Genomic DNA, 24,963 nt, shown 5'->3' with positions numbered 1-24,963 from the left:
ATTTCAAGGAAAGTGAGGTACACAAGCTAAGTCTGTTACTCAGGTATAAAGCGTGTTTTACTCCTGAATTCTGCTGTATGTTATTACCGTTATTCATACCTCATTTAAGTGAGAACCGCTATATTGCATTTATTACGCCACGGTTCATCCAGCTAATCGACGGTAGCGCCGACGCACGATAAAACTAGCTCCAATCAAACCTATGCTAATCAGTGGCGTCATAGTTTTTGGTTCTGGAACTTCTTGGGGAACTTCGATAGAACCGCTTACTAAAGCCTGACCCTTCAAGGTAATAGTTGATCCCAGATTAACTATGTCTTCTTCAGAAAATAATAGTGTGCTTGTAGCGTTTTTGAATATGCCTTCACCATTGGTGATATTTACGACGCCAGAACCTTTCGCTGTCAGATTTTCAAAATTCACTGAAGCACTAGCATCACTTGTTCCAAATAACTTGTTAGTACCACTACCAAATACAATGTAGCCCTGCGGGAAACCTTGGACGCCGAATACCTCTGGATTATTATTAAAAGTCAGATTTCCATTGGCATCGAGCACGGAGTATGTTAGACCCTCGTATAGTCCTAAATCATACGGGGCATCATCACTTAAACCTACCTCAAATACCTTTGAAACGTTGCCTGAGATCGGCTCAATATTAACTGTTGTGCGATAGTTGCCAGTAAATGGATATATGGTTTGTGCTGTAGCTCTCATTGCATCTGAGCAAATGCTAGTGAAAGTGAGAACCAATGGAACTAGCCACACCTGGAGTGAGCGAAGTATCATTTCAAACTTCTAACCTCAAAAACTATTGATTTTGACAACAAGTCGAATATTCAATTTTCGGAAATATGGTACTTTTGCAAAAGTTTCTCAATTCGGGTCAATTGTGTGAATTGTTCTCTAGAGAAGACAATCTAAAGATTTTGAAACTAAAAAATTAATGTAAACAGACCCTACGGCATTAGAATTTACAGGATTTAAAATGCAGTTGCAATGAATAATCTTTTGATAAACTTGTCAATTTTTTATTAGTACTGGACTGCCTTTCTAGGGAATTTAAGAATTCCACAGGTTTATTTAGGAGGGCAGAAAATTTATCTATCTGAACATTTAGCATCCTTTCTAATATGTCCACCTCATTGGGACGACCTCCGGGTTTTAGCTTTGGTATTAACCCGCTCATCAATTCAAACTAATCTGGAGTCAAGTTGCTAAGATAAGCTTTACTCATAGCTCTCAATGGTGCTTTGTCTACGTATTTACTGTTATGTGTTAGTATGTTTTTATACATAATCGACTTTTTAAACAATTTCGGATGCTTTAAAAGTATTATTGCTAACACCAAAATCTCAGAAACCTAACCCTCCTTCGCTTGTAGGGAAGGAGGGTTTGAAAGCCTTTCTATTCATGTACTGAGATGCTTTACCGTGCTGTCTTTATCTATGTCGTCGCTGATGCCATTGCCAAGCATGGGTGAGGATTTCCTTCACGTTGGGATACTGGGGATGCCAACCCAAAACTTTAGTTGCTTTGTCGCTGCTACCAACTAAAATAGGAGGGTCGCCTGGTCTGCGATCGCGTTCCTCTATTTTGATTTTTTTGCCTGTTACTTCCTGAGCAGTTTCTATCACTTCTCTGACGGAAAAACCACTGCCATTTCCAAGATTAAATACTTCGCTTTCTCCATCTTTGAGCAGATATTCCAAACCCAAAATATGAGCTTGCGCCAAATCAGTTACGTGAATATAATCCCGGATACAAGTACCGTCTGGGGTCGGGTAATCAGTGCCAAAAATAAAGATAGATTCGCGTTTACCCAAAGCAGCTAGTAGTACTAATGGTATGAGGTGAGTTTCCGGTTCATGGTCTTCACCGAGCAACCCATTGGGGTCAGCACCGGCGGCGTTAAAGTAACGGAAACGTACAGATTTTAAATTGTAAGCTGTATCAAAATCAGATAAAATTCTTTCTACCATCCACTTGCTAGTAGCGTAGGGACTAATGGGATCTTGCGGATGTTCTTCGGTAAGGGGAACAAACTTTGGTACACCATAAAGGGCACAGGTAGAAGAAAAGATAAATTTCTTAACTGACGCAGCAAGCATTGCCTCTAAAAGTGTCAGGGTTCCTGCAACATTATTTTGGTAATATTTAGCTGGGTCGGTGACAGATTCACCCACGGCAATATAAGCAGCAAAATGCATTACTGCCTCTATATTATGAGTTGAGAATATGTTATCAAGCAGGGCGCGATCGCTCATGTCGCCAACAATCAACTTGACCTGCAAAACTTCTTCTACAAGTTCACGATGTCCATTGGACAGATTATCCAGAACAATTACTTCATAACCTGCATTTTTCAGAGCTAATACAGCATGGGAGCCAATATATCCGGCTCCTCCTGTTACTAAAATGGTTGACATAATTGGGGATTGGGGGTAAAGAGAAAATTTAGTTACTAGTACAGCGCGGCGGAAATCAAGCTACCATTTTAAAACTTGCAAAAGCCTTGATATATAAAACTTTTGACTTTTGAGTTTTGACCTTTTGACTTCCGGCTTGCGGTATTAGATTCTTTCTTCCAAGTAACGAGAAATTGCACTCTCAAGCGATGGCATAAATTCACCTCGGCTACTACCAAGAACGCTGTAAGTTGGGCGGGGAGCAGTTAAACCTAGTTGTTCTGTGGGCAAAGAAATCAGATTGCTGACACTGACTCCAGCTTGTTTAGCCGCTAACCGCGCGAAATCAGCCCAGGCGATCGCACTCTTATTCGCCAAATGCCACAGCCCACACTCGCCGTCAATTAATAAATCTAGGCTGGCATGAACTAAATCTGGTACATAAGTAGGTGAAACAATTCCATCCTCTGCGGCAATGAAATTATTACCAGCACTAAGCTGACGCAGGGCGATCGTGACGAAATTATACTCATCCCACGGCCCAAAAAATGCACTAGTGCGAATCACCAGCGATGCGGGATAAGCCTGCAATACCAACTTTTCTGCCAAAACTTTGCTGCACCCATATACATTGAGAGGGCCAACGGTATCAGTTTCGACATAAGGATTAGATACAGCACCGTCAAATACCAAATCTGAGGAGAAAGTTAATAGCGGTACGTTATGTTCAGCACAAGCAGCAGCTAGAATCGCTGGACCTTCGGCGTTCACTTGTATGCAAACATGGGGTTCACGTTCGGCATCGTCCACCCGCACGTATCCGGCCGCGTTCACAACTGCCCACGGCTTCAACTGGGTAAACATCGCATCTACAGAGGCAGGATCGGTAATATCCATTTCTTGACGCGTCAGCAGGTGATATGAAATTCCGCGCACTTCGCACAACCGAGCAAAAGCCTTTCCAAGAGTTCCTCTAGCACCGACGATCGCCAGGGGACGTACCAATTTTGGATTTTGGACTTCGGCTACGCTCAGTCGAACGATTTTGGATTTTGGATTATTGGTTGACTCGTCAGTTTTCGAGATTTGGGAATTTTTCCTACGACAACTGACTGTTGGGTATAACAGGCGCTGTTGTCGATGCCACCAGCCAGGGGTTTCAAGTAGCGGATGATTTAGTTGATGCCCATTTGCTAGATTCTGCACCATTTTAGCGATCGCTGTTGGTCGAGGATGTGGCGATTCTCCTTCAAAGACGCTACGCGAACGCAAATCAAATACCCCTGGCTCGTAGTAGCCGTCAGCTTTTGTGACTAAACTATTCCAATCGTAGCTGCCAAGGAGCGCCCAAACAGTGACAGCGCGGATATCTACACCCTCAGCTTGTAATTCCTTCGCCGCATTCCACACCTCATAAAGCCAGCGTAGCTGCTCCTCACGGGTGCAGCTAATATGAGCTTCGGTGACAGCAAGGGGCAGGTGATAGCGTTCCCATGTCTCTAGTAGCAATGTATGCGGCCCTGCTAAACCCTCAGCACAAACTCGCACCGCCTCTACATCTGCATACTTGTCTCGTCCATTACCGCCATGCGTCCAAGCTGGATAATTTTCTGTATGCTCATCCAAAAAGCGTTCGCTGGTTAAATAATGGTTAATCCCAATGATGTCAGGGGGACAAGTATTGTGCAAAAATGTCTCAAGTTCAGCCTCGTTAATACCACAATTCTTTAAGTAACCCCACATTGAATGAGTTGGGTTGATTCGACCGCATAATAAATCAAGGCTCAACCAACGGCGATCGTTCTCAAATTCTGCTTGATATTCTAGTTTCGGTGTACTGTAAATCTTACCTAAATCCTCGGTTTGCACTAGTTGAGCGCTAGGGTTGACTTCTCGGATTGCCTTCATTGCCAAGGCTACTCCGCGACACTCTCCCAACAAAGCACGGGCGAAAGTTAACTCATCCCGCCCGTGAGGATACCAGTGACCATACATTCCACTGAATCGCGCAGTTGTCAGTGGCTCGTTTACAGGCGTGTAATATGTTACCCAAGGATAGCGATCGGCAACGGCACGGGCGAATACAGCTAGTTTCTCTGGAAATTGTGGGTCTACCAAACTCGTATCTCGTGGGCCACTACCATGATGCACTAATCCCACAATCGGACAGATGCCAAGTTCTTGCAAGCGCCCTAGTCTTTCATCCGCCCAAGACCAATCAGCATTTTCTAGCCCATTAGGTGCTATCTTCTCCCACAATATAGGGTAGCGGATGGCTTTTATCCCTAGTTCTGCAAACAAATCTAAATCATTTAAGCGCGTTGCATGACCGTTGCGTTCCAACTGGTCTAAATACTCATCACCCACGCGATTAACTGTACATTCTACACCAGCCCACACTTCCAAGGGGAGTTGTGAATTATTCTCTCTCAAGACGTTATTCATCGCGTCTTTATTTGAGTTAAAGACAAAAGACATAATTTACACAACCAAAGCTTCTATTACCTTTATCAGGACTTACGCAAACAATAGCCGAAACCCTTTTTTCTTCTTAAGGGCAATTCATGAATCATTGGTAGAAATAGCTTAACTGTTAGCTGACTCACCCGCCTGGAACTAAAGTTCTTTGGCTTTTAGCTAAAGTCTACTGAAGTAGACTAAAGATTTTTGGTATATTTAGTCATCAAGAGATGACTTTTGCTATTAGCAAGGAACTTCAGTTCCTTGCGGGACATGACTTTTACGTTAAGTTGACATTAATGTTCATGAATTGCCCCTACGGCATGTAGTTTTGCGTAAATCCTACTTTAATATTTCCGCGTTTTGATAACGCAGATATATATAATGTCTACTATTTGCGGATCGTTGACTACAAAAGCATGAAGAAAAATACAGAATTCAGAATCAATTAGTGGAATACTCAGGCCCAACAGTTTCCTAGTAACCACTAAATCATCTGCCAGCCACATAAAATTGCCAACCTAACTTCTGTAGAGACGCGATGGATTGCGTCTCTACTTTAAAAAATCGCAGCCTAAGCAATACCTGCCCATAATCAACATCAAGAAACTTAAGCCTTAACCGCTATTTGTTTGTATGTTGCCAAAGCCTGCGCCACACAATGATCCATGTTGAGATACTTGTATGTAGCTAGCCGTCCCACAAAATGCACACCTGATGTTGTTTCAGCCAGGGCTTTGTATTGTTTGTAAATTTCCTGATTTTCAGGACGTGGTACAGGATAATAGGGATCGCCCTCTGCCTTGGGAAACTCGTAAACAATACTAGTTTTCGAGTGTTCCTGTCCGGTTAGGTACTTAAATTCGGTAATCCGGGTATAGAGTTGTTCGTTGGGATAGTTAATTACTGGCGCTGACTGAAACACAGGGGTGTGATGCGTTTCGTGTTTGAAATCTAATGAGCGATAGGGTAGTTTACCGTAGCGACAATCAAAAAACTCATCAACTGGCCCAGTGTAAACCATCTCGCGGCAAGGTATAGCCTTCTCGATTTCGCGGTAATCAGTGTTGAGCATTACCTTAATGTTCGGATGATTTAACATATTCTCAAACATCCGGGTAAAGCCATGCAGGGGCATTGCTTGGTAACTATCTGTGAAATATCGGCTGTCGCGGTTGGTACGGGTGGGAATTCGGGCAATTACTGTTTTGTCAAGTTCTGAAGGATCGAGTCCCCATTGCTTGCGAGTGTAGTTTTTGAAGAACTTTTCGTAAAGTTCCTGACCAACTTTACTAATCACTACATCTTCAGAGGTACGGATGTTTTCTCTCGGTTCTGCAACGGACTGAAAAAACTCTTCTGCCTGGAATGAATTGAGGTTCATGCCATAGAGTTTGTTGATGGTGTCAAGGTTAATGGGGATGGGAACAAGTTGACCATCTACGCTGGCTAGAACGTGATGCTCGTAAGAACGCCAGGGAGTGAACTGTGAAAGGTATTCAAATACTTCGCGGGAACTGGTATGAAAGATATGGGGGCCGTATTTATGTACGAGAATCCCGTGGTCGTCATAATGGTCGTAAGCATTACCGCCAATGTGGTTGCGCTTGTCTACAACCAATACTTTTTTACCGGAATGTCTCGCCAAGCGTTCAGCGATAACGCTACCAGAGAAGCCTGCACCAACAACTAAGTAATCAAATATAAAGTCTCTGGTAATGATGCTTGGTGCTTCTGGGATATCTGTTGAGATGGGAGATTTCCCATTTTTACCATTAGTTGTGGTATCTGGTGTAGTTGCGATCGCAGAATCTATCAACTGCATCATCGATCCCCAAGTTCGATCCCAAGAAATCTGCTCTAAGAATGCATCTACCCGACTCAACCATCCTGATGCTGGAGTATCTTCTTGCAATGCTTGTTCTGCTGCGGCGACGAACTCTTCAGCAGTGTCTGCAATTCGTACTAGCTTCAAGTCTCCATAAGGGCGCACCACATCTCGAATCGAAGTAGAGACTACAGGTTTACCTGCGGCTAAATACTCTGGTGTTTTAGTCGGACTAATAAAACGTGTTGACTCGTTTCGCGCAAACGGCAACATTGCCAAATCCCAACCCCCCAGATATGCAGGCAAGTCTTTATAGTCTTTACTACCGAGATAATGAATATTTTCATGCTGTGGCAGAATTGCTGGGTCAATTTTCACAACTGGCCCAATTATCACTAAATGCCAATCAGGACGAGCCTCGGCAATTCCAGCTAGTAATTCAATATCCATCCGCTCATCAATTACACCAAAAAAGCCAAGGCGCGGATGAGGAATATTTGCTTGGTCTGCTGGCTCTTCTTTAAGGGTTCTTCCTTGTCCAAAGTGGGCTACATCTACACTACTTGGAAAGGCATAAACGTTTGCATGCTGGTTTACCTTACTTTCGTAAAGGCTTTGTCCCCCTGTAAATACTAGGTTTGCCCGACGAAATAGTTCTGCTTCGTAGTTCTTTAAAGTAGGGGATGCTCCTTTAAAAGCAGACAATTCATCCATGCAATCGTAGATAACAGCTTCAGGTTCTAAATGGCTTGCCCATGCGATCGCCATTGGTGTATAGTACCAACAAATGTATTTAGAGATATTATATTCTGCAAATAACCCATCCAGCAGTACTTTTATATCTGCGTTTACTGCTTCTTCACTTAGACCTTCTGGTAAATATGGAACAACAACTATCACTCCACTTTTGTCTTCACTAACGTCCAATCGCCCCAATGGTTCCCGGCTAAAAATTGGCTCTTCAATAAAGAACACTCTCTTTTTTTGAGCGCAGCGACTTAGAAGATGTTGTGGTCTTTGATAGACAAAATTCCAGCGCAGATGAGATAAGCAAACTATATCAGGCGTATCGGTAAAAGCTTTTGTTGACCGAGAGTTTTTGTTAAATGAGGATAAATTTATTGATGTCCCTAGCGATTGCGAAATCGCAATCTCCGATGATTTTGCCTCATTTACCGTTGGCGACACAATATGACTCACACCGTTGTTTTGTACTTGCACTTTATTGCTTGACATAGATTATTAACTCAACTTGCAGAATGTTGGACTAACAAGTTCTCTTTCTGGTAAGAATTAATCTTATTATTTGCTTTTTTTAATCTTATATTCATCTATCTAAATATAGTAATTAAAAATTATTGTATTATTCTTAAGTATTAAATTTCTAACGTTAAGAATACTGAATTATATGTCAAATTTAGCTAAATCTATAATTAGATATACGCCAAAAGGCTTACATAGCGTTATATTTGTAAGTAAAGATTAAAACTAAGTAAAGTACAAGTATAACAAATAGAGCTTACTTAAGTATCAACTACATTTATAGTTAATGCTCAGAAATATCTGATGATGCCCAGTCCAAAAATTATTAATATAATTCTGATATCAAACCAGTTCGGCCAAGGCTTCCATTATATTTATCTTTCAACTAATAGGACATTAACAATTCAAAATTCTTGCATTAAAGACATTAAAATCTATATCTATCAGAACTTTAGACTTTTTGCCGCTCGCCTAAACTACCTAAAATTGTCCAAATTTCCGGCTTTGGACTGGAACTTTTGAGCAATTGCTTAATAACATGGTTTATATCTTTTGATTGGATAAAGTCGATCTGAGAAAAATTTACTTTTTATTTGGGGTTCTAAACACACCTCAAGAAAGATGGATATTTATCGCAAGGAGAAGACTATTGGAAATAGCGTACTTTTCCAGACATATCAAGTTCTTTGCAGGATCATCAATCTCGCCAAAAAAATTTTGAGCTAATGGAAATACACGCTAGTTGAGCCAAGCTTTATTAGGAACTGATCATGATTAAACGAACCTTAGTTACTATTGTTCTCCTTGCAGTCGGATTTTTCGTCTCATTGGGATACTCAGCATTACTTCCAAATAGTGAGTTTGTGAAGGCTCAAACAAATCGAACAACCCCAACCCAAAATACCCAAGTTAACGAGGTTGATCGGCAGTTCTTTATAGATGCAGGTCAAGCAGGCTTAGGTAACATCGCGCTGGGGCAATTAGCATTGCAGCGTTCAACTAATCCTCAAGTTAAACAATTTGCCACAGCAGAGATTCAAGAGCAAACACAGGTGAAAAATGACTTGACACGGATTGGTTCACGATTGGGTGTAACTCCTCCCACCACTCCTGCGCCAAAATTTCAAGCATCACTGGCGCGACTGTCTCAGTTAGAGGGCGATCGCTTTGAGCAAGCGTATATGGATGAGGGCGGTGTAAATGCTCATCTAGAGAACGCAGCTCTTTTTCAACGCGAAGCGGCGCTTGGACAAAACCCTGACCTTGTAGCAGTAGCGAATCGAGGATTACCAACCATCAGGAAGCACTTTAACACTGCTAGCGCCATCACAAAATATCAATTTGGCGAGGTTGCGCAAAGATATAATAATTTGCCTAATAATTCTGGTGCATCAGCCCCTCAAGGCAATACTTCCCCTACAGCAGGAGGCGATAGCCTACCTGAGAACAATCCTTCACCTACAGGAGGAGGCACTAGGATACCTCAAGGTAATACACCTACAAGAACCGATCGGTAAAATCTTCTCCCATTGGCGATGTCTCATACCATTTCACTTTAATAATGATACAAATAGGCTGGTAAGGGCATGGCATTGCCATGCCCCTACGATAAATCTATATGTGTCAAGGTTTTGGTGAATTGGTATTAATCTTTGGAAATCAAATTGATTTGCAGGCGATCGCTTGTGGTGTCCAGGTGGGGCCTTCGCAATATGGGCCATCTGGCGTCCAAATGAGTTTATCCAAGCACATTCGCCGCGCATCCATGTTCGCCGCCCAGGCATGGTAGACAATGTACTCAGTCTGACCATCGGGCCCGACAACGATTGAGTTGTGTCCAGGCCCTTTGACACGATCAGGAAGCGAACGCAGCACCCGTGGCCCCGTTTCGTTACCGAAATCCGAGTAAGGCCCCATCACATTATCCGCAACTCCATAATCTACACCATAGTCCTCAGTTTCCCAGCGCCCACCACTATAAAAGCAATAATATCGACCTCCATGTTTACGGACACAGGGGCCTTCTAAGGTATGCCAATCAAAATGCTCACCATACATCAATCGGTTGGCTAAAAATCGTTGCCAATCGGAACGCGCCCGTAAGACGACTTTCCCAACACCGCAAAGTTTCGTCATATCTTGGAGTCGGTCTACAAAGAGGGCAGTGCCAGCACGCACGCCGCCCTCGGTGTCTAAAAAATCACAAGCATAAAATAAATACCACTGTCCATCATCATCACAAAATGGGTGGGGGTCAATGGCAAAGGAGCAAGACTCCGGGTCTACAAGTGGCTCACCAATATCTTTATAGGGGCCCAAGGGAGTATCGCTCGTGGCAACACGCAACTGATGATTCTTGTCCTGGTGTCCTACAGAGTAGTAGAGGTAGAACTTGCCGTTGCAATAAGCAACTTCCGGGGCCCAAAAATTATCCCCAAGGGAAGGGTCTGGTCGCAACAGGGCGTTAGCAACAAAATCCCAATTGATGAAATCAAAGGAGCGTAATAGAGGAAATACACGCAGTTTGTTAGTAGAATCCGCTATTTCGTCTACCATTCCTTCTGCTTCGGCTGCACCAGTGCCGATCGCATAGTATATACCCTCAAATTCCCAAACAAAAGGATCGGCAAAATAGCCTTTGTAGACTGGATTGGTATAAGTTAACATCTCGGCGCTCGCTATAGCGTGTTAACTCAATTCTTTAGGAAGTGCGATCGCAAAAACAACTATCTTTATGCTGGTTCGCGCCCTTGAATTGTCCGGCATTGCTGAATTTGAGTATGAATGATTCCAAACTCCTCTACAAAAATACGAAAACTCTAATATCATGTTCGGCAAATCACTTATAATATGTCATTGCGTTCGCCCTTGGCGTTCCCGAAGGGTATGCAACGAAGTGGAATGAAGCAATCGCAAAGGTTTGGGATTGTGCGCTTTGCTCGCTTTTGACTAAGTATTAAGTCGAACATGATATAAGACTACCCCTTCCAAGGTGACTCGTAAAATAAGATTGTTTTTTCTCAGCGCTCTCTGCGTCTGGAGCGGTTTAAAAGCGATTTACAGCAGATTGCAACAGGCGTGAGGTACAGATATCGTAGAGGCAAAACATGTTGTGCCCCTACCCGTGTACTTTATTTACCTGAAATACGCTGTATTTAACCGCAGAGGCGCAAAGAACACAGAGTAAAGAGGTTAAAGAGGAATTAATTTATTGACTAAAATTTTTACCCACCTTGAAAGGGCTATTACGCATTGACAAGAAAAACAAAATATAGGTGATTTGAAAAATCATATTTGTCGTAAGGGCACAGCATTGCTGTGCCCGTAGGGCGTGGTATATTTACCTTAAAATAGCTGTAAATGGGGAATAACTTATTAGTACTTAAAATTTACGTAAGTTTCAACCTTCTCCTTTGGCAACTGTTCCACCACCTGACAACGAATCATTTGCCTTAAATTCTCTGGTAGGTTCTCATAATAGTCTCGTTGGAGAGTTAAATCTACCTTCGGCGTGTGTAACCAATGCATAGCATAGCCCATAACTACCATCGGTCTTGGCTGGTTAGTCCGATTTGGTGAACCCCGGTGCAGCGCCAAAGGTGTCCGAATCATCGCATCCCCTAGCTCCATATAAAAAGATTCCATCGGAATTTCACCAGTGGCAATTTTCTTTAGTCCCTCTTCACGCGGCAAGATATGCGTACCACGCGCCATCTGGAACGGGCCGTTTTCTGCCGTTACTTCCACAAGTGGGAAGTTAACCGCAAGGGCGTAGAGTGGCGTTACTATTTGGTCGGAGAACAAAGGGCGATAGTCCCGGTGGATTTCCTGATAATCCGAACCTTGTACTGGGAGATCAACTCCCAACTGAACCATCACATATTCCTGAAAAAATACTCGCTCAAGGACACCCATAATCACCGGATTGGCGAAAACTTCCACGTTAGCAAAGGGGGAAACCCAAGGCAACGTTAGATAGTAACGGGCAATTTCACGGGGAGCCAGTCCACCTGGTTGATTTTGGCGCTCTCGGAATAAATTTTCAAAAGCTTTTGCCCATTCGCTAATCAATTCTTTATCAAAAAGACCACGAATCACACAAATTCCGTCTCGATTCAGGTCTTCGGCAAATCGGTTTAGGTCAGTATCTGTATATTTATTTACTCTGCTTATACTTTGAACCATTTTCTTATCCTCGCCAATTTATCATGTTAAAGTCGAATTTAAATCGGACTCTCAACAGCAGCTTTTGCAATTGTTCGTCGATAATAGCGCACCATTTCTGGAATTGACTTATCAGTTTTTGTAGACTTAGGTTATCGGAATCTCTTTTTAGATAAGGCTTTATATTGATTAGTTTCTAGGGTTTTCCGGTTGTGAGGTAACGTGCTGAATCAGAAATACAGCAATGGTTCTTAAGCCAGTTCACTGCCCAAATTGTGATATTATAAGTGTAGTAAGAGGTGATAAAACTACTGAAGGCAAAAATTGCTGCCTTTGCCGCCAAGATGGGAGTTTTCGCCAGAAATTCAATACCGCGACTGCTGAAAATTAGCTACAACTCCGCAATCCAGGAATTAAGATAATTTGTAATTATTAATTAAGTTTTGTAACGGAGATTTAGCGCCAAACCGGAGCAAAAGTCTGCTTTGATGTGGATTTTGCAATCTTAGACCCCCCCGCTTGTGAGTTGTTCTTGACTTAAACCCCCAGAATTAGTTAAAAAAACTTCCAGCGTTACCGGGCAACAGAGTTAATTTGCAAAATCGAATTCAACATAACTCTTGTGGGGTGGGCGTTTTCTCCCCTAGTAAATGCAATTTAGATGTGGAACATTACCTAATTTTTTGCTGCCGACTTGGCAAATATTCACGATATGTGTGCCATAATGTCACGAGTCAACAGTCTATACCTAATTTTATAGTCCTAATACTAGGGCGCTTGATGTATTTTATGTTTACTATTAAGCGATAAATAGCGTTAGGTAAGTACATGTATAAAGTTATATTGCTTACAGAGGAAGGAGAAAAAAGCTCCTAGAATGTCTCAAAACAGCCTAGTTTAGTCTAAACCGAAGGCACAAAAAAATTTGTTCTATTGTAGTTACATTAAGAGGTTTTAATGAAGTTGTTGGATATACAAAATCGTAAAGTTGAATTACCCTCTAATACAGACAATCAAAGGATTTCTGGTTTCCCAGAAGCTGGGTATCCACGTCCACAGTTACAGCGATCGCACTGGCTAAATTTAAACGGTGAGTGGAAGTTCGCATTTGACGATGAAGGGCGATGTGTTCAACCAGGCGATATCCAGGGGTGGACTCATCATATACAAGTTCCCTTCGCTCCCGAATCTACCAAAAGTGGTATTGGTGATACAGGTTTTCATCCAAACTGCTGGTATGAGCGGGAATTTGAAACACCTGAAGGTGACGGCAGATTACTACTGCACTTTGGGGCTGTGGATTATCGCGCCCGTGTATGGGTCAATGGTCAATACATGGTAGAGCATGAAGGGGGACATACTCCTTTCACGCTGGATATTACCGCCGTTTTGAATGACACTGGCATAACTAAAGTAACAGTGTGGGCCCAGGATGATCCTTGTGACCTTGCCAAGCCTAGAGGAAAGCAGGATTGGCAATTAGAACCGCACAGTATTTGGTATCCTCGCACCAGTGGTATTTGGCAAACAGTCTGGATTGAGCGGGTGGGTAGAACTTACATCGATCATATTCGGTGGAGTCCCGATTTTGAGCGCTGGGAAGTTGGTTGTTATGCTGCGATCGCAGGTGATGCCCCTGCTGGTATCCAAATCAAGGTAAAACTGAGCATTGGCAATACCGTGTTGGCAAACGATACCTATGAAGTGTTTAACGGAGAAATTGGCCGTCGCATTTCCCTTTCCGATCCTGGTATCGACGACTACCGCAATGAATTGCTGTGGAGTCCAGAAAAGCCCACTCTAATGGATGCCCACGTTGAACTTTGGTATAAGGATCAACTATTGGATGAAGCAAAATCCTATACAGCAATGCGGACTGTGGGGATACAGCGCGATCGCTTTATGCTCAATGGTCGTCCTTATTATTTGCGCTTAGTTCTGGATCAAGGCTACTGGCCCGATTCGCTAATGACAGCACCGGACGATGGAGCATTGCGGCGCGATGTCGAACTCGCCAAAGCAATGGGTTTTAACGGAGTCCGTAAGCACCAGAAAATTGAAGACCCGCGATTTTTATATTGGGCAGATGTGCTGGGGTTGTTAGTATGGGAGGAGATGCCCAGTGCATATCGTTTCACACCTAAAGCAGTGGAACGCACGACACGAGAGTGGGCTGAGGTGATTAGGCGGGATATCAGCCACCCCTGTATCGTAGCTTGGGTAACGTTTAATGAATCCTGGGGAGTTCCGAATCTGGTTGAGACTGCGGCTCACCGAAACTACGTTTTGGCAATGTATCACTTAACTAAAACTCTCGATCCGGGCCGCCCAGTAATTGGCAACGATGGCTGGGAAAGTACAGATACAGATATTCTGGCTATTCATGACTACGACACCCACCCACAACGATTAGCTCATCGCTATGGGCCAGAAGTGAAGCTATCAGATTTGTTTGACCGGAAGCGTCCTGGAGGGCGCATCCTGACACTGGATAACTTTCCGCATCAAGGACAGCCAGTGATGCTGACTGAGTTTGGTGGCATTGCCTATGCCCCTGTTGATAACCCCGATGCAGATAAAGCTTGGGGATATGAGCGTTGCTCGAATATTTCCGAGCTAGAAATTAAATACGCTTCTCTGCTCGAAACGATTAATGATATCGAGCTATTTAGCGGATTTTGCTACACCCAATTTACAGATACTTTCCAAGAAGCTAACGGTTTATTATACGCCGATCGCACGCCTAAATTTCCCCTACAGGCGATCCGCGCTGCGACCCTTTCAGGACAAGGATTATGTACTCCTACAAGCTGTTAAAGCCGGATGGTCGCCCACTGACCTTATATAGTCGATACCCGATTGCCGAGAATATCATCGCCACTAGCCCTAGTAATGAACCAGTGCAGGCAAATCCCCACCTGCGCTGGCATCCTTTACGCGGCGAATGGGTTGCTTACGCTTCTCACCGTCAAGGGCGGACTTTCATGCCACCCCCGGAGTATAACCCCCTCGCACCCACTACGAAACCGGAGTTTCCTACAGAACTTCCCCAAGGTAAGTATGATGTGGCGGTGTTTGATAATCGCTTTCCCTCAATGGCTCAAACGGCACACGACCCGCCGAAATGTATTGTGGAAACATTGCCTGCTAATGGGGCGTGTGAAGTGGTGGTTTTTGCTCAAAATGCCCAAGCTTCCCTTAGTTCCCTGGAACTGGAACACCTTGATTTGCTATTGGAAGTGTGGGGCGATCGCACCCGCGTATTAGGAGCAAATCCCCAAATTCAGTACGTGCTGCCTTTTGAAAACAAGGGTGTAGAGGTTGGTGTAACATTGCACCATCCTCATGGGCAAATTTACGCCTATCCTTTTACACCGCCAGTGCCGGCGCGGATGCTGTCAATGCAGCAGGAGTATTATGAAAAACATCGGCGTGGTTTACTGCAAGACTTGATTCAGAAAGAAATTGCAGACAATCAACGGATTATTTATCAAGATGAGTATGCGATCGCATTTGTCCCGGTATGCGCTCGTTACCCCTATGAAGTTTGGATTGCACCAAAAGAGCCAGTTGGCACTTTTATGGATCTTACCCCAGAGCAACGTTGGGGACTTGCTAAGGCGTTAAAAACTGTCACTCTCAAGTATGACGGCTTGTGGAATCGGCCATTTCCTTACTTGATGGCTTGGTTCCAAGCACCAACTGACGGTTTAGCCCATCCAGAAGCGCATTTACACGCCGAGTTTTTTCCACCATATCGGACAAGCGAAAGGCTGAAGTATCTAGCGGGAACTGAACTTGCAGCAGGGATGTTTGCCAATGATGCTTTGCCAGAAGAGAAAGCCAAGGAGCTACAAGCTGTGGTGGTAAATATTGAAGAACCAATTTCGGCGTGACAAACCTACCTATTTATTCCTGTTTGTCCACTTCTTGAACAACAAACTGTCTTAACCGTTCCTTCTAATCGGGGACGGTTTTTAACTTTTCTGTAATACTGTTTCACTTTAATAATGATAAGCTGTTACGCATTTACAGCTATTTTCAGGTAAATAGACCACGCGGTAGGGGCACAGCATTGCTCATAGGTGTCAACTTAACGTGAAACCCTTGCAATGACGTTATATCAAGTCCACTCAATTACTAATTAAGCCACTAATTAAGCCGTCGGAACCCCACCCCGCTTTTGTCTAACGACAAAATCTCCCCTCCCCGTGAACGGGGAGGGGATTAAGGGGAGCCAGTGCGGTCTTGGGGTTCACCTGCGTGGAGCCGGATAGCGTGTGGGGTAAAATGACTGTGGAATGAAGCTCTCTGACTTAAGTTGACACCAATGAGCAAAGCTTAGCCCCTACGATAGATGTGGTTCAAATATATGATTTCTGCTGTAACTTGTACATTTACCTGATGACCAAGCCCGAAGTTAGTTCGGTACTGGTGACCGATGACGATAAAGATGACTGCTTTATTTCTGTAGGACTTACGCACTGTACAAATGCATCGTGATGTGCATTACCTAAAATGGGAAGTTTTCAGGCTTTTCTTCATTATCCTGCGATCGTAAATAGACGATGCTGTAGGGGCACAGCATTGCTGTGCCCTTACGAAAGATATGGTTTTTAACCCAATACAGTTCAATTAAGCATTTTTTCTTCTCTTTCTTCTCTTCCTTTTCTTCCTTCTCTTCGAGACGCTGCGCGAACGTGTCCTTTGCGTTCTTTGCGGTTCGTTAAAAAAATTCACTTTGACAAAGAGCAAAGCCTTAACTGAACCGTATTGGTTTTTAACCTTAATACATATTTGGTATTTCTTGTCAATGCGTAAGTCCTATTCTGGTCATGTTTTAAGTTTGACGTTTGGAGTTCCTTGCAAGGAACTGCATGTTTTGTCGGAATTATGCTTGCAAGACAAAATCTGATGCCGTCAGAGTTGGCGCACTAGTTAGAGTCGCAAATAAACCACCACTGCCAAAACCAGTTGCGTTGCCATTAGGGTTGTAGAACAACTGCCCACTCACGGGATTGTAGACAATTATCGCCGTGCTAGTCCCCGCTTTCTTAGTCACTTCAAAACCACTCAAGTTATTAAAACCCGTTCCCGCAGCAGAGGTAATGTCACTAAAAGTAGTTTGATCCAGTACAATCTTGTCACCTTGGGAACTGTTGAAGTCAGTAATGGCATCTACACCAATAGCAGTCAGGGCAAAAGCAGCATCGGTGTTGTAAAGGAAAGAGTCAGCACCTACACCACCAACGAGAATATCATTGTCTTTGCCACCCACAAGAGTATCATTACCGAATCCACCGATGAGAATATCATCGCCTGACCCGCCTCGCAACAAGTCATTGCCACTGAAGCCATTAATGATGTCATTACCTCCTTGACCATTAATCACATCATCTGAGTTGTCAAAACCTGCGATGTTATTGTTTAATTCATTCAGGAAGGTGACAGTGTTTTTGTTGAAAATGCTAGTTTGAGTAGAGTTGGCATTAATTACATCAAAGCTGTCGGAGATGCTGAATTGCCCATCAAATAAGATATTGCCCAGTGCAAATCTTGAATCAGTTTCTGGCAAGTTATCCAGGTTTTCTAAGAGGAAGTTTTGCAGAGTTACTTTGGTAGATGCCACATTTTCAAAGGTAACTTCTAAGTTGTTGCCTTTTTGAGTTAGTTGCAGATTTCGGGCAGTTAAGCCATGACCTGTAAATTGCAGTGTATCAACATTGGCAATCACTGCCTGAGATGGGTTTGTGCCTTTACCAACGCCACTAAAATCAGTGATAATGTCATTGCGATCGCCAGAGCGAAACACAAACTTATCTTGACCACCGTTACCTGTGAGGCGATCGTTACCAGCTTTGCCGTCGATGATGTTGTCGCTGGCTGTGCCTACAAGGGTATCTGTGCCAGGAGTTCCCGTCAGGTTAATGGTGCTGCCACTGCCTATATTCTTACCGCCAAACACTACATAGCTTTGCCCAGCATCAGAGATGCCATTGGGGGAGGCATTTCTTGCCCCAATAATCAGGTCGTCAAGGCCATCGTTGTTGATGTCCCCTGCATTGCTGACTGAGGTGCCTGAATAGTCATCTGCTGCAATGCCGTTAATTAAAAAGCCATTAGTGCCATTCAAATCAGAGAAGTTGAGGATGCCGCCACTGCCCAGATTTGTCCCCCCAAACACTACATAGCTTTGCCCAGCACCATAGATGCCGTTGGGGGAGGCACTAAATGCCCCAATAATCAGGTCGTCAATGCCATCGTTGTTGATGTCCCCCCCATTGCTGACTGAGGAGCCTGATTGGTCAAATTTTGCAATGCCGTTAATTATAAAGCCATTAGTGCCATTCAAATCAGAGAGGTTGAGAGTGCCGCCACTGCCCAGATTTGTCCCCCCAAACACTACATAGCTTTGCCCTGCATTATATTTGCCGTTGGGGGAGGCATTTCTTGCCCCAATAATCAGGTCGTCAAGGCCATCGTTGTTGATGTCCCCTGCATTGCTGACAGACCAGCCTGAGTAGTCATCTGCTGCAATGCCGTTAATTATAAAGCCATTAGTGCCATTCAAATCAGAGAGGTTGAGGCTGCCGCCACTGCCCAGATTTGTCCCGCCAAACACTACATAGCTTTGCCCAGCAACATCTTTGCCGTTGGGAGAGGCATTGTCTGCCCCAATAATCAGGTCGTCAATGCCATCGTTGTTGATGTCCCCTGCATTGCTGACTGAGGTGCCTGAATAGTCACCCCTATCAATGCCGTTAATTATAAAACCATTAGTGCCATTCAAATCAGAGAGGTTGAGGCTGCCGCCACTGCCCAGATTCCTCCCCCCAAATACTACATAGCTTTGCCCAGCAACATCTTTGCCGTTGGGGTCGGCACCATATGCCCCAATAATCAGGTCGTCAATGCCATCGTTGTTGATGTCCCCTGCATTGCTGACTGAGATGCCTGAATAGTCAAATTCTGCAATGCCGTTAATGAAAAAGCCATTAGTGCCATTCAAATCAGAGAGGTTGAGGCTGCCGCTACTGCCCAGATTCCTCCCCCCAAATACTACATAGCTTTGCCCAGCAACATCTTTACCGTTGGGGGAGGCATTATATGCCCCAATAATCAGGTCGTCAATGCCATCGTTGTTGATGTCCCCTGCATTGCTGACTGAGTAGCCTGAGTCGTCAAATTCTGCAATGCCGTTAATGAAAAAGCCATTAGTGCCATTCAAATCAGAGAGGTTGAGGCTGCCGCCACTGCCCAGATTCCTCCCCCCAAACAATACATAGCTTTGCCCAGCCCCAGAGATGCCGTTGGGGGAGGCATATGGTGCCCCAATAATCAGGTCGTCAATGCCATCGTTGTTGATGTCCCCTGCATTGCTGAGTGAGGTGCCTGAGCCGTCATTTACTGCAATGCCGTTAATTATAAAGCCATTAGTGCCATTCAAATCAGAGAGGTTAAGGAAATTGAATAATGAATTAGCCATAATTACCTTTCCCACATCTGGTTATTAAATAGTTATTGACTGCGTAGTTCATATATTAACTCGGAAAAAGATAAATCAAGGGTTTATACAAAACATCCCACTTTTTTTTTACAAAGCATTCCAAATTCGAGGATGACAGCCGCTCGTAGACATCGCGCTCTTTTTAGAGATTGTATTGAGGAACGAAACCCAACATTGGGGCGTTTGTTGACTAAAATTTGAGTTCAACACAACTTAAACTACAGCGTTAGTAACAAAAATAACGACTTTAGTAACCAAAATGATTATTTTGTAACGAAAATTTTGATGTTTGTAACGAAAATAATGACTTGAATAACCAAAATGGTTATTTAATAACCAAAATTATAATGTTTGTAACAAAAAGAATTATTTTACTAACCAAAATGATTATTTTGTAACGAAAATAACGATTTAAGTTACAAAAATGGTATGTTGTAACGAAAATTGCGACTTGATATCATGTCCGCTTGATTGCTTATTAAACCCGAAGAACCCCACCCCGCCAAAGCGTAGCTTTGTCTCCCCTCCTGAAGAGCGGGGAGGGGTTGGGGGTGGGGTTCTTTTATTATGCGTAACTTGGCGGACATGATATGAGTTACTAAAGTTGCAATGTTTATAACTAAAATCAGGGGCTAAGTAGGTAAACATAATTAATTACACAATGTCATTGCGAATGTAGCGTTCGCGGTAGCGTCTCTAAGAGTTGCGAAATGAAGCAATTCGCTTGCGGCTGGGATTGCTTCTCTTCGAGACGCTCCGCGAACGCTTCTCTACGAGAGGCTGCGCCAACGCTCGCAATGACTGTAATTAATTTTGCGTAGTTACTTAATGTTCAGAGAATATCGCGTTTTGCCAGATATTGGTACATCTGCCAACGTGCATCTACCTCAGCTTGCGCTTGTTCTAACAAGTGCTTGGCTACTTCAGGTTTACTCTTGGTGAGCATTTTGAAGCGATTTTCTTGATACATCGAATCTTCTACAGATTGCGTAGGCGATCGCATATCCAATTGCAATGGATTTTTACCCTGGAGGAGCAACTTTGGATTATGCCGATACAGCAACCAACGTCCTGATTCTACCAGAGTTTTCTGATGATTCATCCCTGTGGTCATGTTAATGCCGTGGGCTATGCAATGGCTGTAAGCAATAATTATTGATGGGCCATCATAAGCTTCTGCTTCCAGAAATGCTTTCAGGGTATGTTCATCTCTAGCGCCAAGGGCTACACTCGCTACGTAGACATTTCCGTAGGTCATGGCAATCATCCCTAAGTCTTTTTTAGGTGCAGGCTTACCACTGGCGGCATATTTAGCAACTGCGGCTCATGACGAGTTCTAAGCCTGGAACTCGGTGTTTTGTCCGAATTATGCTTGCAACACAAAATCTGATGCGGTAAGAGTTGGCGCACCAGTTAGAGTTGCAAATAAACCACCGCTACCAAAACCAGCTGCGTTGCCATTTTGGTTGTAGAATAACTGCCCATTCGCAGTATTGTAGACAATTTTCGCCGTGCTAGTCCCCGCTAAATTAGTCACTTCAAAATCACTCAAGTTATTAAAACCCGTTCCCACAGCAGAGGTAATAGCACTAAAAGTAGTTTGATCCAGTACAATCTTATCACCTTGGGAACTGTTGAAGTCAGTAATGGCATCTACACCAATAGCAGTCAGGGCAAAAGCAGCATCGGTGTTGTAAAGGAATCTGTCAGCACCCGCGCCACCAACGAGAATATCATTGCCTACACCACCCACAAGACTATCATTGCCCTCTCCACCGATGAGAATGTCTGCATCAGCAGTTGCCGTTAGGATAATCGCGCCGCCACTGCCGATGTTCTTCCCCCCAAATACTACATAGCTTTGCCCAGCATCAGAGTTGCCGTTGGGGTCGGCATATCGTGCCCCAATAATCAGGTCGTCAATGCCATCGTTGTTGATGTCCCCTGCATTGCTGACTGAGTTGCCTGAGCGATCACCCCTATCAACGACTTTAGTAACTAAAATGATTATGTTGTAACGAAAATTCGATTGTTTGTAACGAAAATAACGATTGTAGTAACCAAAATGGTTATTTTGTAACGAAAATTCGATTGTTTGTAACGAAAATAACAACTTTAGTAACCACAATGATTATGTTGTAACGAAAATTCGATTGTTTGTAACGAAAATAACGATTTTAGTAACCAAAATGGTATTTTGTAACGAAAATTGCGACTTTAGTAACTCAAGTCGCAATGTTTATAACGAAAATCAGGGCTAATACCAATTCACGAAAATCCTGATACATTATAGATTTCTGGTAGGGGCTTGTCTTTGCCCATTGGTGTCAACTTAAGCTAAAAATCGCTTATCTGTTGGCTTCCACGCCCGCCCAGAAATGAATTTCAGGGCTAATAGCTAAAGTCTACTAAAGTAGACTAAAGATTTTTGGCTATATTTAGTCATCAAAAGAAGACTTTCGCTATTAGCAAGGAACTGAAGTTCCTTGCGGGACATAGCTTTTACGTTAAGTTGACACGTATGGTCTTTGCCATGCCCCTACCAGCGTATTTGTATCATTATTAAAGTGAAATGGTATAATGTTCAGAGAATATCGCGTTTTGCCAGATATTGGTACATCTGCCAACGTGCATCTACCTCAGCTTGGGCTTGTTCTAACAAGTGCTTGGCTACTTCAGGTTTACTCTTGGTGAGCATTTTGAAGCGATTTTCTTGATACATCGAATCTTCTACAGATTGCGTAGGCGATCGCATATCCAATTGTAAAGGATTTTTACCCTGGAGGAGCAACTCTGGATTATGGCGATACAGCAACCAACGACCTGATTCTACCAGAGTTTTCTGATGATTCATCCCTGTGGTCATGTTAATGCCGTGGGCTATGCAATGGCTGTAAGCAATAATTATTGATGGCCCATCATAAGCTTCTGCTTCCAGAAATGCTTTCAGGGTATGTTCATCTCTAGCGCCAAGGGCTACACTCGCTACGTAGACATTTCCGTAGGTCATGGCAATCATCCCTAAGTCTTTCTTAGGTGCAGGCTTACCACTGGCGGCATATTTGGCAACTGCTGCTCGTGGCGTAGCTTTGGAAGATTGACCGCCTGTATTAGAATACACTTCTGTATCCATTACTAAGATGTTGACATTTCGACCACTAGCAATTACATGATCAATACCGCCAAAGTCAATATCATAAGCCCAACCGTCACCGCCAACAATCCAGACGCTTTTTCTCACCAAGTAATCTGCAAGGGATTTTAGATTTTGGATTTGGGCATGGGGGAGCCACTGCGGTCTTGGGGTCTCCCCAAGTGGAGCAAGTGGCGTCATGGGGCATTGGGCATGGGAGTGGTAATTCCTTTTTTCTAACAGTTCATCTAGTTTTTGTTTCAACAGCGCTACCCGTTCTCGTTGTTCCCAAATATCAGCCTCAGTGTTTTGTTTGGCATTGAGAATAGACTGTACCAACTCGTGAGGTATTCCCAATTCCCCATTCCCTATTCCCCATTCCCCACTCCCCAATTCTTGCAACAATTCCGCCGCAAACTCAGCTTGTTTGTCGAGGGAGAGACGGAAGCCGAAACCGAATTCGGCGTTATCTTCAAATAAATTATTAGACCACGCGGGGCCGCGTCCTTGGGCGTTGGTTGTCCAAGGTGTTGTGGGGAGATTACCACCATAAATTGAGGAGCAACCTGTAGCATTGGCGATGACGGCGCGATCGCCAAACAATTGTGTTAATAATTTTAAGTAAGGGGTTTCACCACAACCTGCACAAGCACCAGAGAATTCAAATAAAGGTTCTTGCAGTTGTTGTTGGCGAATCTGGTTTAATTTTAGCGATCGCCTGTCAGGATTAGGTAAACTCAAGAAGAAATCCCAGTTTTTTCGCTCTTGTTCCCGCAATGGCAACTGCTGTGCCATATTAATCGCTTTCCGCGATGGCTCAGATTTATCTTTAGCAGGGCAAATATTTACACAAATAGTGCATCCTGTGCAATCTTCTGGGGCAACTTGAATGGTAAATTTCTGATTGGCAAAGTCTTTATCTTTTGCAGCAGTTGACTTGAAGGTTCCTGGTGCATTGACTAACTCATCCGCTTGATAAGCTTTTGCACGAATGGCACTGTGAGGACAAACCATCACGCACTTACCACATTGAACGCAGACATCTGGCTCCCACACAGGTATCTCTTCGGCAACGTTACGTTTTTCCCACTTGGCAGTACCTACGGGAAAGGTGCCATCGACAGGTAGTGTGCTAACAGGTAAGTCATCACCTTCCCATACCATGATTTTGCCCAGAACTTCTTGTACAAATTTGGGAGCGGAGGGAGACGCGATTAATCGCGTCTGTACAAATTTGGGAGAGATGCGATTAATCGCGTCTATACTGGGGATTGTTTGTGGGACATCTACTTTATGCAAGTTGTCTAGGGTGTTGTCTACAGCTTGCAGGTTCATGCGGACAACTTCTGCGCCTTTTTTACCGTAAGTTTTGTCAATTGCTTGTTTGATTTTAGCGATCGCTTCTTCTTGCGGCAAGACACCCGCTAAGGCAAAGAAGCATACTTGCATAATGGTGTTAATTCTGCCACCCATGCCACTTTCGCGGGCAACCTGGCTAGCATTGATTACGTATAACTTCAAATGCTTATCGATAATTTGCTGCTGCACTTTGAGCGGCAGATATTCCCAGACGCTATCTGCATCATAAGGACTGTTAAGCAACAAAGTCGCCCCAGGAATAGCAGCTTTCAAAATATCTATGCGTTCTAGAAATCCCCAGTGATGACAACCAATAAAGTTGGCTTGGTCAATTAAGTAAGTAGAGCGAATTGGTTTTGGCCCAAAGCGTAGGTGAGAAACAGTCATCGAGCCAGATTTCTTGGAATCGTAGACAAAGTAGCCTTGGGCGTAATTGTCGGTTTCTTCACCAATAATCTTGATGGAGTTTTTGTTAGCCCCAACAGTGCCATCAGCGCCCAACCCATAGAACATTGCCCGAACAACATTATCCGATTCTGTAGAGAAATTAGGATTAAAGCTCAAAGAAGTATGACTAACGTCGTCATTAATCCCAATAGTAAAATGATTTTTTGGTTTAGCTTGAGCAAGGTTGTCAAAAATGCCCTTCACCATCGCCGGAGTAAATTCCTTAGATGAAAGACCGTAACGCCCACCAATAATTTTGGGGGATGAGGGGGATGAGGGGGATGAGGAAGATGAGGGGGATGAGGGGGATGAGGAAGATGAGGGGGATGAGGGGGATGAGGAAGAATTTACTTCCCTATCTCCCCCTGCTCCCCCTGCTCCCTCATCTCCCCCT

The 24,963-nt window shown here is 43.7% G+C and carries 12 protein-coding genes and 1 pseudogene; 3 read left to right on the top strand and 10 right to left on the bottom strand.

The genetic code is table 11. The annotated features are described in order from the left end of the window. Window positions 1-144: 144 nt before the first annotated feature. The 4 genes from LC586_RS17360 to glf all read right to left on the bottom strand — a co-directional run bounded on the left by LC586_RS17360 (window position 145) and on the right by glf (window position 7,932). Entirely contained in the window at window positions 145-717 is a 573-nt protein-coding gene (locus LC586_RS17360; RefSeq protein WP_229486001.1) for a hypothetical protein, read from the bottom strand. Between the two features lie 725 nt (window positions 718-1,442). Further along, window positions 1,443-2,429 (bottom strand): UDP-glucose 4-epimerase GalE, encoded by a 987-nt coding sequence (gene galE / locus LC586_RS17355; RefSeq protein WP_229486000.1) that lies wholly within the window; start codon window positions 2,427-2,429, stop codon window positions 1,443-1,445. 144 nt (window positions 2,430-2,573) lie between these two features. After that, the gene (locus LC586_RS17350; RefSeq protein WP_229485999.1) at window positions 2,574-4,886 is read right to left on the bottom strand and encodes a family 1 glycosylhydrolase; all 2,313 of its coding nucleotides are present in this window, start codon (window positions 4,884-4,886) and stop codon (window positions 2,574-2,576) included. A gap of 592 nt (window positions 4,887-5,478) precedes the next feature. After that, window positions 5,479-7,932, bottom strand: coding sequence for a UDP-galactopyranose mutase (glf, locus tag LC586_RS17345; RefSeq protein ID WP_229485998.1), 2,454 nt, complete (start codon window positions 7,930-7,932; stop codon window positions 5,479-5,481). Between the two features lie 797 nt (window positions 7,933-8,729). On the opposite strand from glf, the gene LC586_RS17340 reads away from it, so the two are divergent. Further along, a complete protein-coding gene (locus LC586_RS17340) occupies window positions 8,730-9,476 on the top strand; it encodes a DUF4142 domain-containing protein (protein ID WP_229485997.1) in 747 nt (248 codons plus the stop codon). Between the two features lie 142 nt (window positions 9,477-9,618). Here LC586_RS17340 and LC586_RS17335 read toward each other — a convergent pair whose 3' ends face one another. Both LC586_RS17335 and LC586_RS17330 read right to left on the bottom strand, forming a co-directional pair. After that, a complete protein-coding gene (locus LC586_RS17335; RefSeq protein WP_229485996.1) occupies window positions 9,619-10,626 on the bottom strand; it encodes a glycoside hydrolase family 43 protein in 1,008 nt (335 codons plus the stop codon). A 708-nt stretch (window positions 10,627-11,334) separates the two neighbouring features. Then, a complete protein-coding gene (locus LC586_RS17330; protein WP_229485995.1) occupies window positions 11,335-12,144 on the bottom strand; it encodes a phytanoyl-CoA dioxygenase family protein in 810 nt (269 codons plus the stop codon). Window positions 12,145-13,080: 936 nt separating this feature from the next. Here LC586_RS17330 and LC586_RS17325 point away from each other — a divergent pair. Together LC586_RS17325 and galT are read left to right on the top strand one after the other, a co-directional pair. After that, a complete protein-coding gene (locus LC586_RS17325; RefSeq protein ID WP_229485994.1) occupies window positions 13,081-14,940 on the top strand; it encodes a glycoside hydrolase family 2 protein in 1,860 nt (619 codons plus the stop codon). Beyond that, the gene (gene galT / locus LC586_RS17320) at window positions 14,919-16,019 is read left to right on the top strand and encodes a galactose-1-phosphate uridylyltransferase (protein ID WP_229485993.1); all 1,101 of its coding nucleotides are present in this window, start codon (window positions 14,919-14,921) and stop codon (window positions 16,017-16,019) included. Before LC586_RS17325 ends, galT begins: the two co-directional genes overlap by 22 nt. A 995-nt stretch (window positions 16,020-17,014) precedes the next feature. Here the strand turns inward: galT and LC586_RS17315 are convergent. From LC586_RS17315 to LC586_RS17295, 4 genes and pseudogenes are all read right to left on the bottom strand, one after another. Beyond that, window positions 17,015-19,609, bottom strand: a complete 2,595-nt coding sequence (locus tag LC586_RS17315) for a beta strand repeat-containing protein (RefSeq protein ID WP_229485992.1) — start codon at window positions 19,607-19,609, stop codon at window positions 17,015-17,017. Window positions 19,610-20,462: 853 nt separating this feature from the next. Beyond that, window positions 20,463-20,954: pseudogene (locus tag LC586_RS17310) on the bottom strand (thiamine pyrophosphate-dependent enzyme); the annotation flags it as partial. Window positions 20,955-20,996: 42 nt separating this feature from the next. Continuing rightward, window positions 20,997-21,743, bottom strand: coding sequence for a hypothetical protein (locus tag LC586_RS41160; protein ID WP_306423263.1), 747 nt, complete (start codon window positions 21,741-21,743; stop codon window positions 20,997-20,999). Between the two features lie 471 nt (window positions 21,744-22,214). After that, window positions 22,215-24,963, bottom strand: a 2,749-nt coding sequence (locus tag LC586_RS17295) for a 2-oxoacid:acceptor oxidoreductase family protein (protein WP_229485991.1), incomplete at its 5' end; no start/stop codon positions are given.

It is taken from the genome of Nostoc favosum CHAB5714, assembly GCF_020829495.1.
In the GTDB taxonomy this organism is placed as follows: domain Bacteria; phylum Cyanobacteriota; class Cyanobacteriia; order Cyanobacteriales; family Nostocaceae; genus Nostoc; species Nostoc favosum.
Note: the sequence above shows the minus strand (reverse complement) of the source record. Positions and strands in the feature narration are given on the sequence as shown.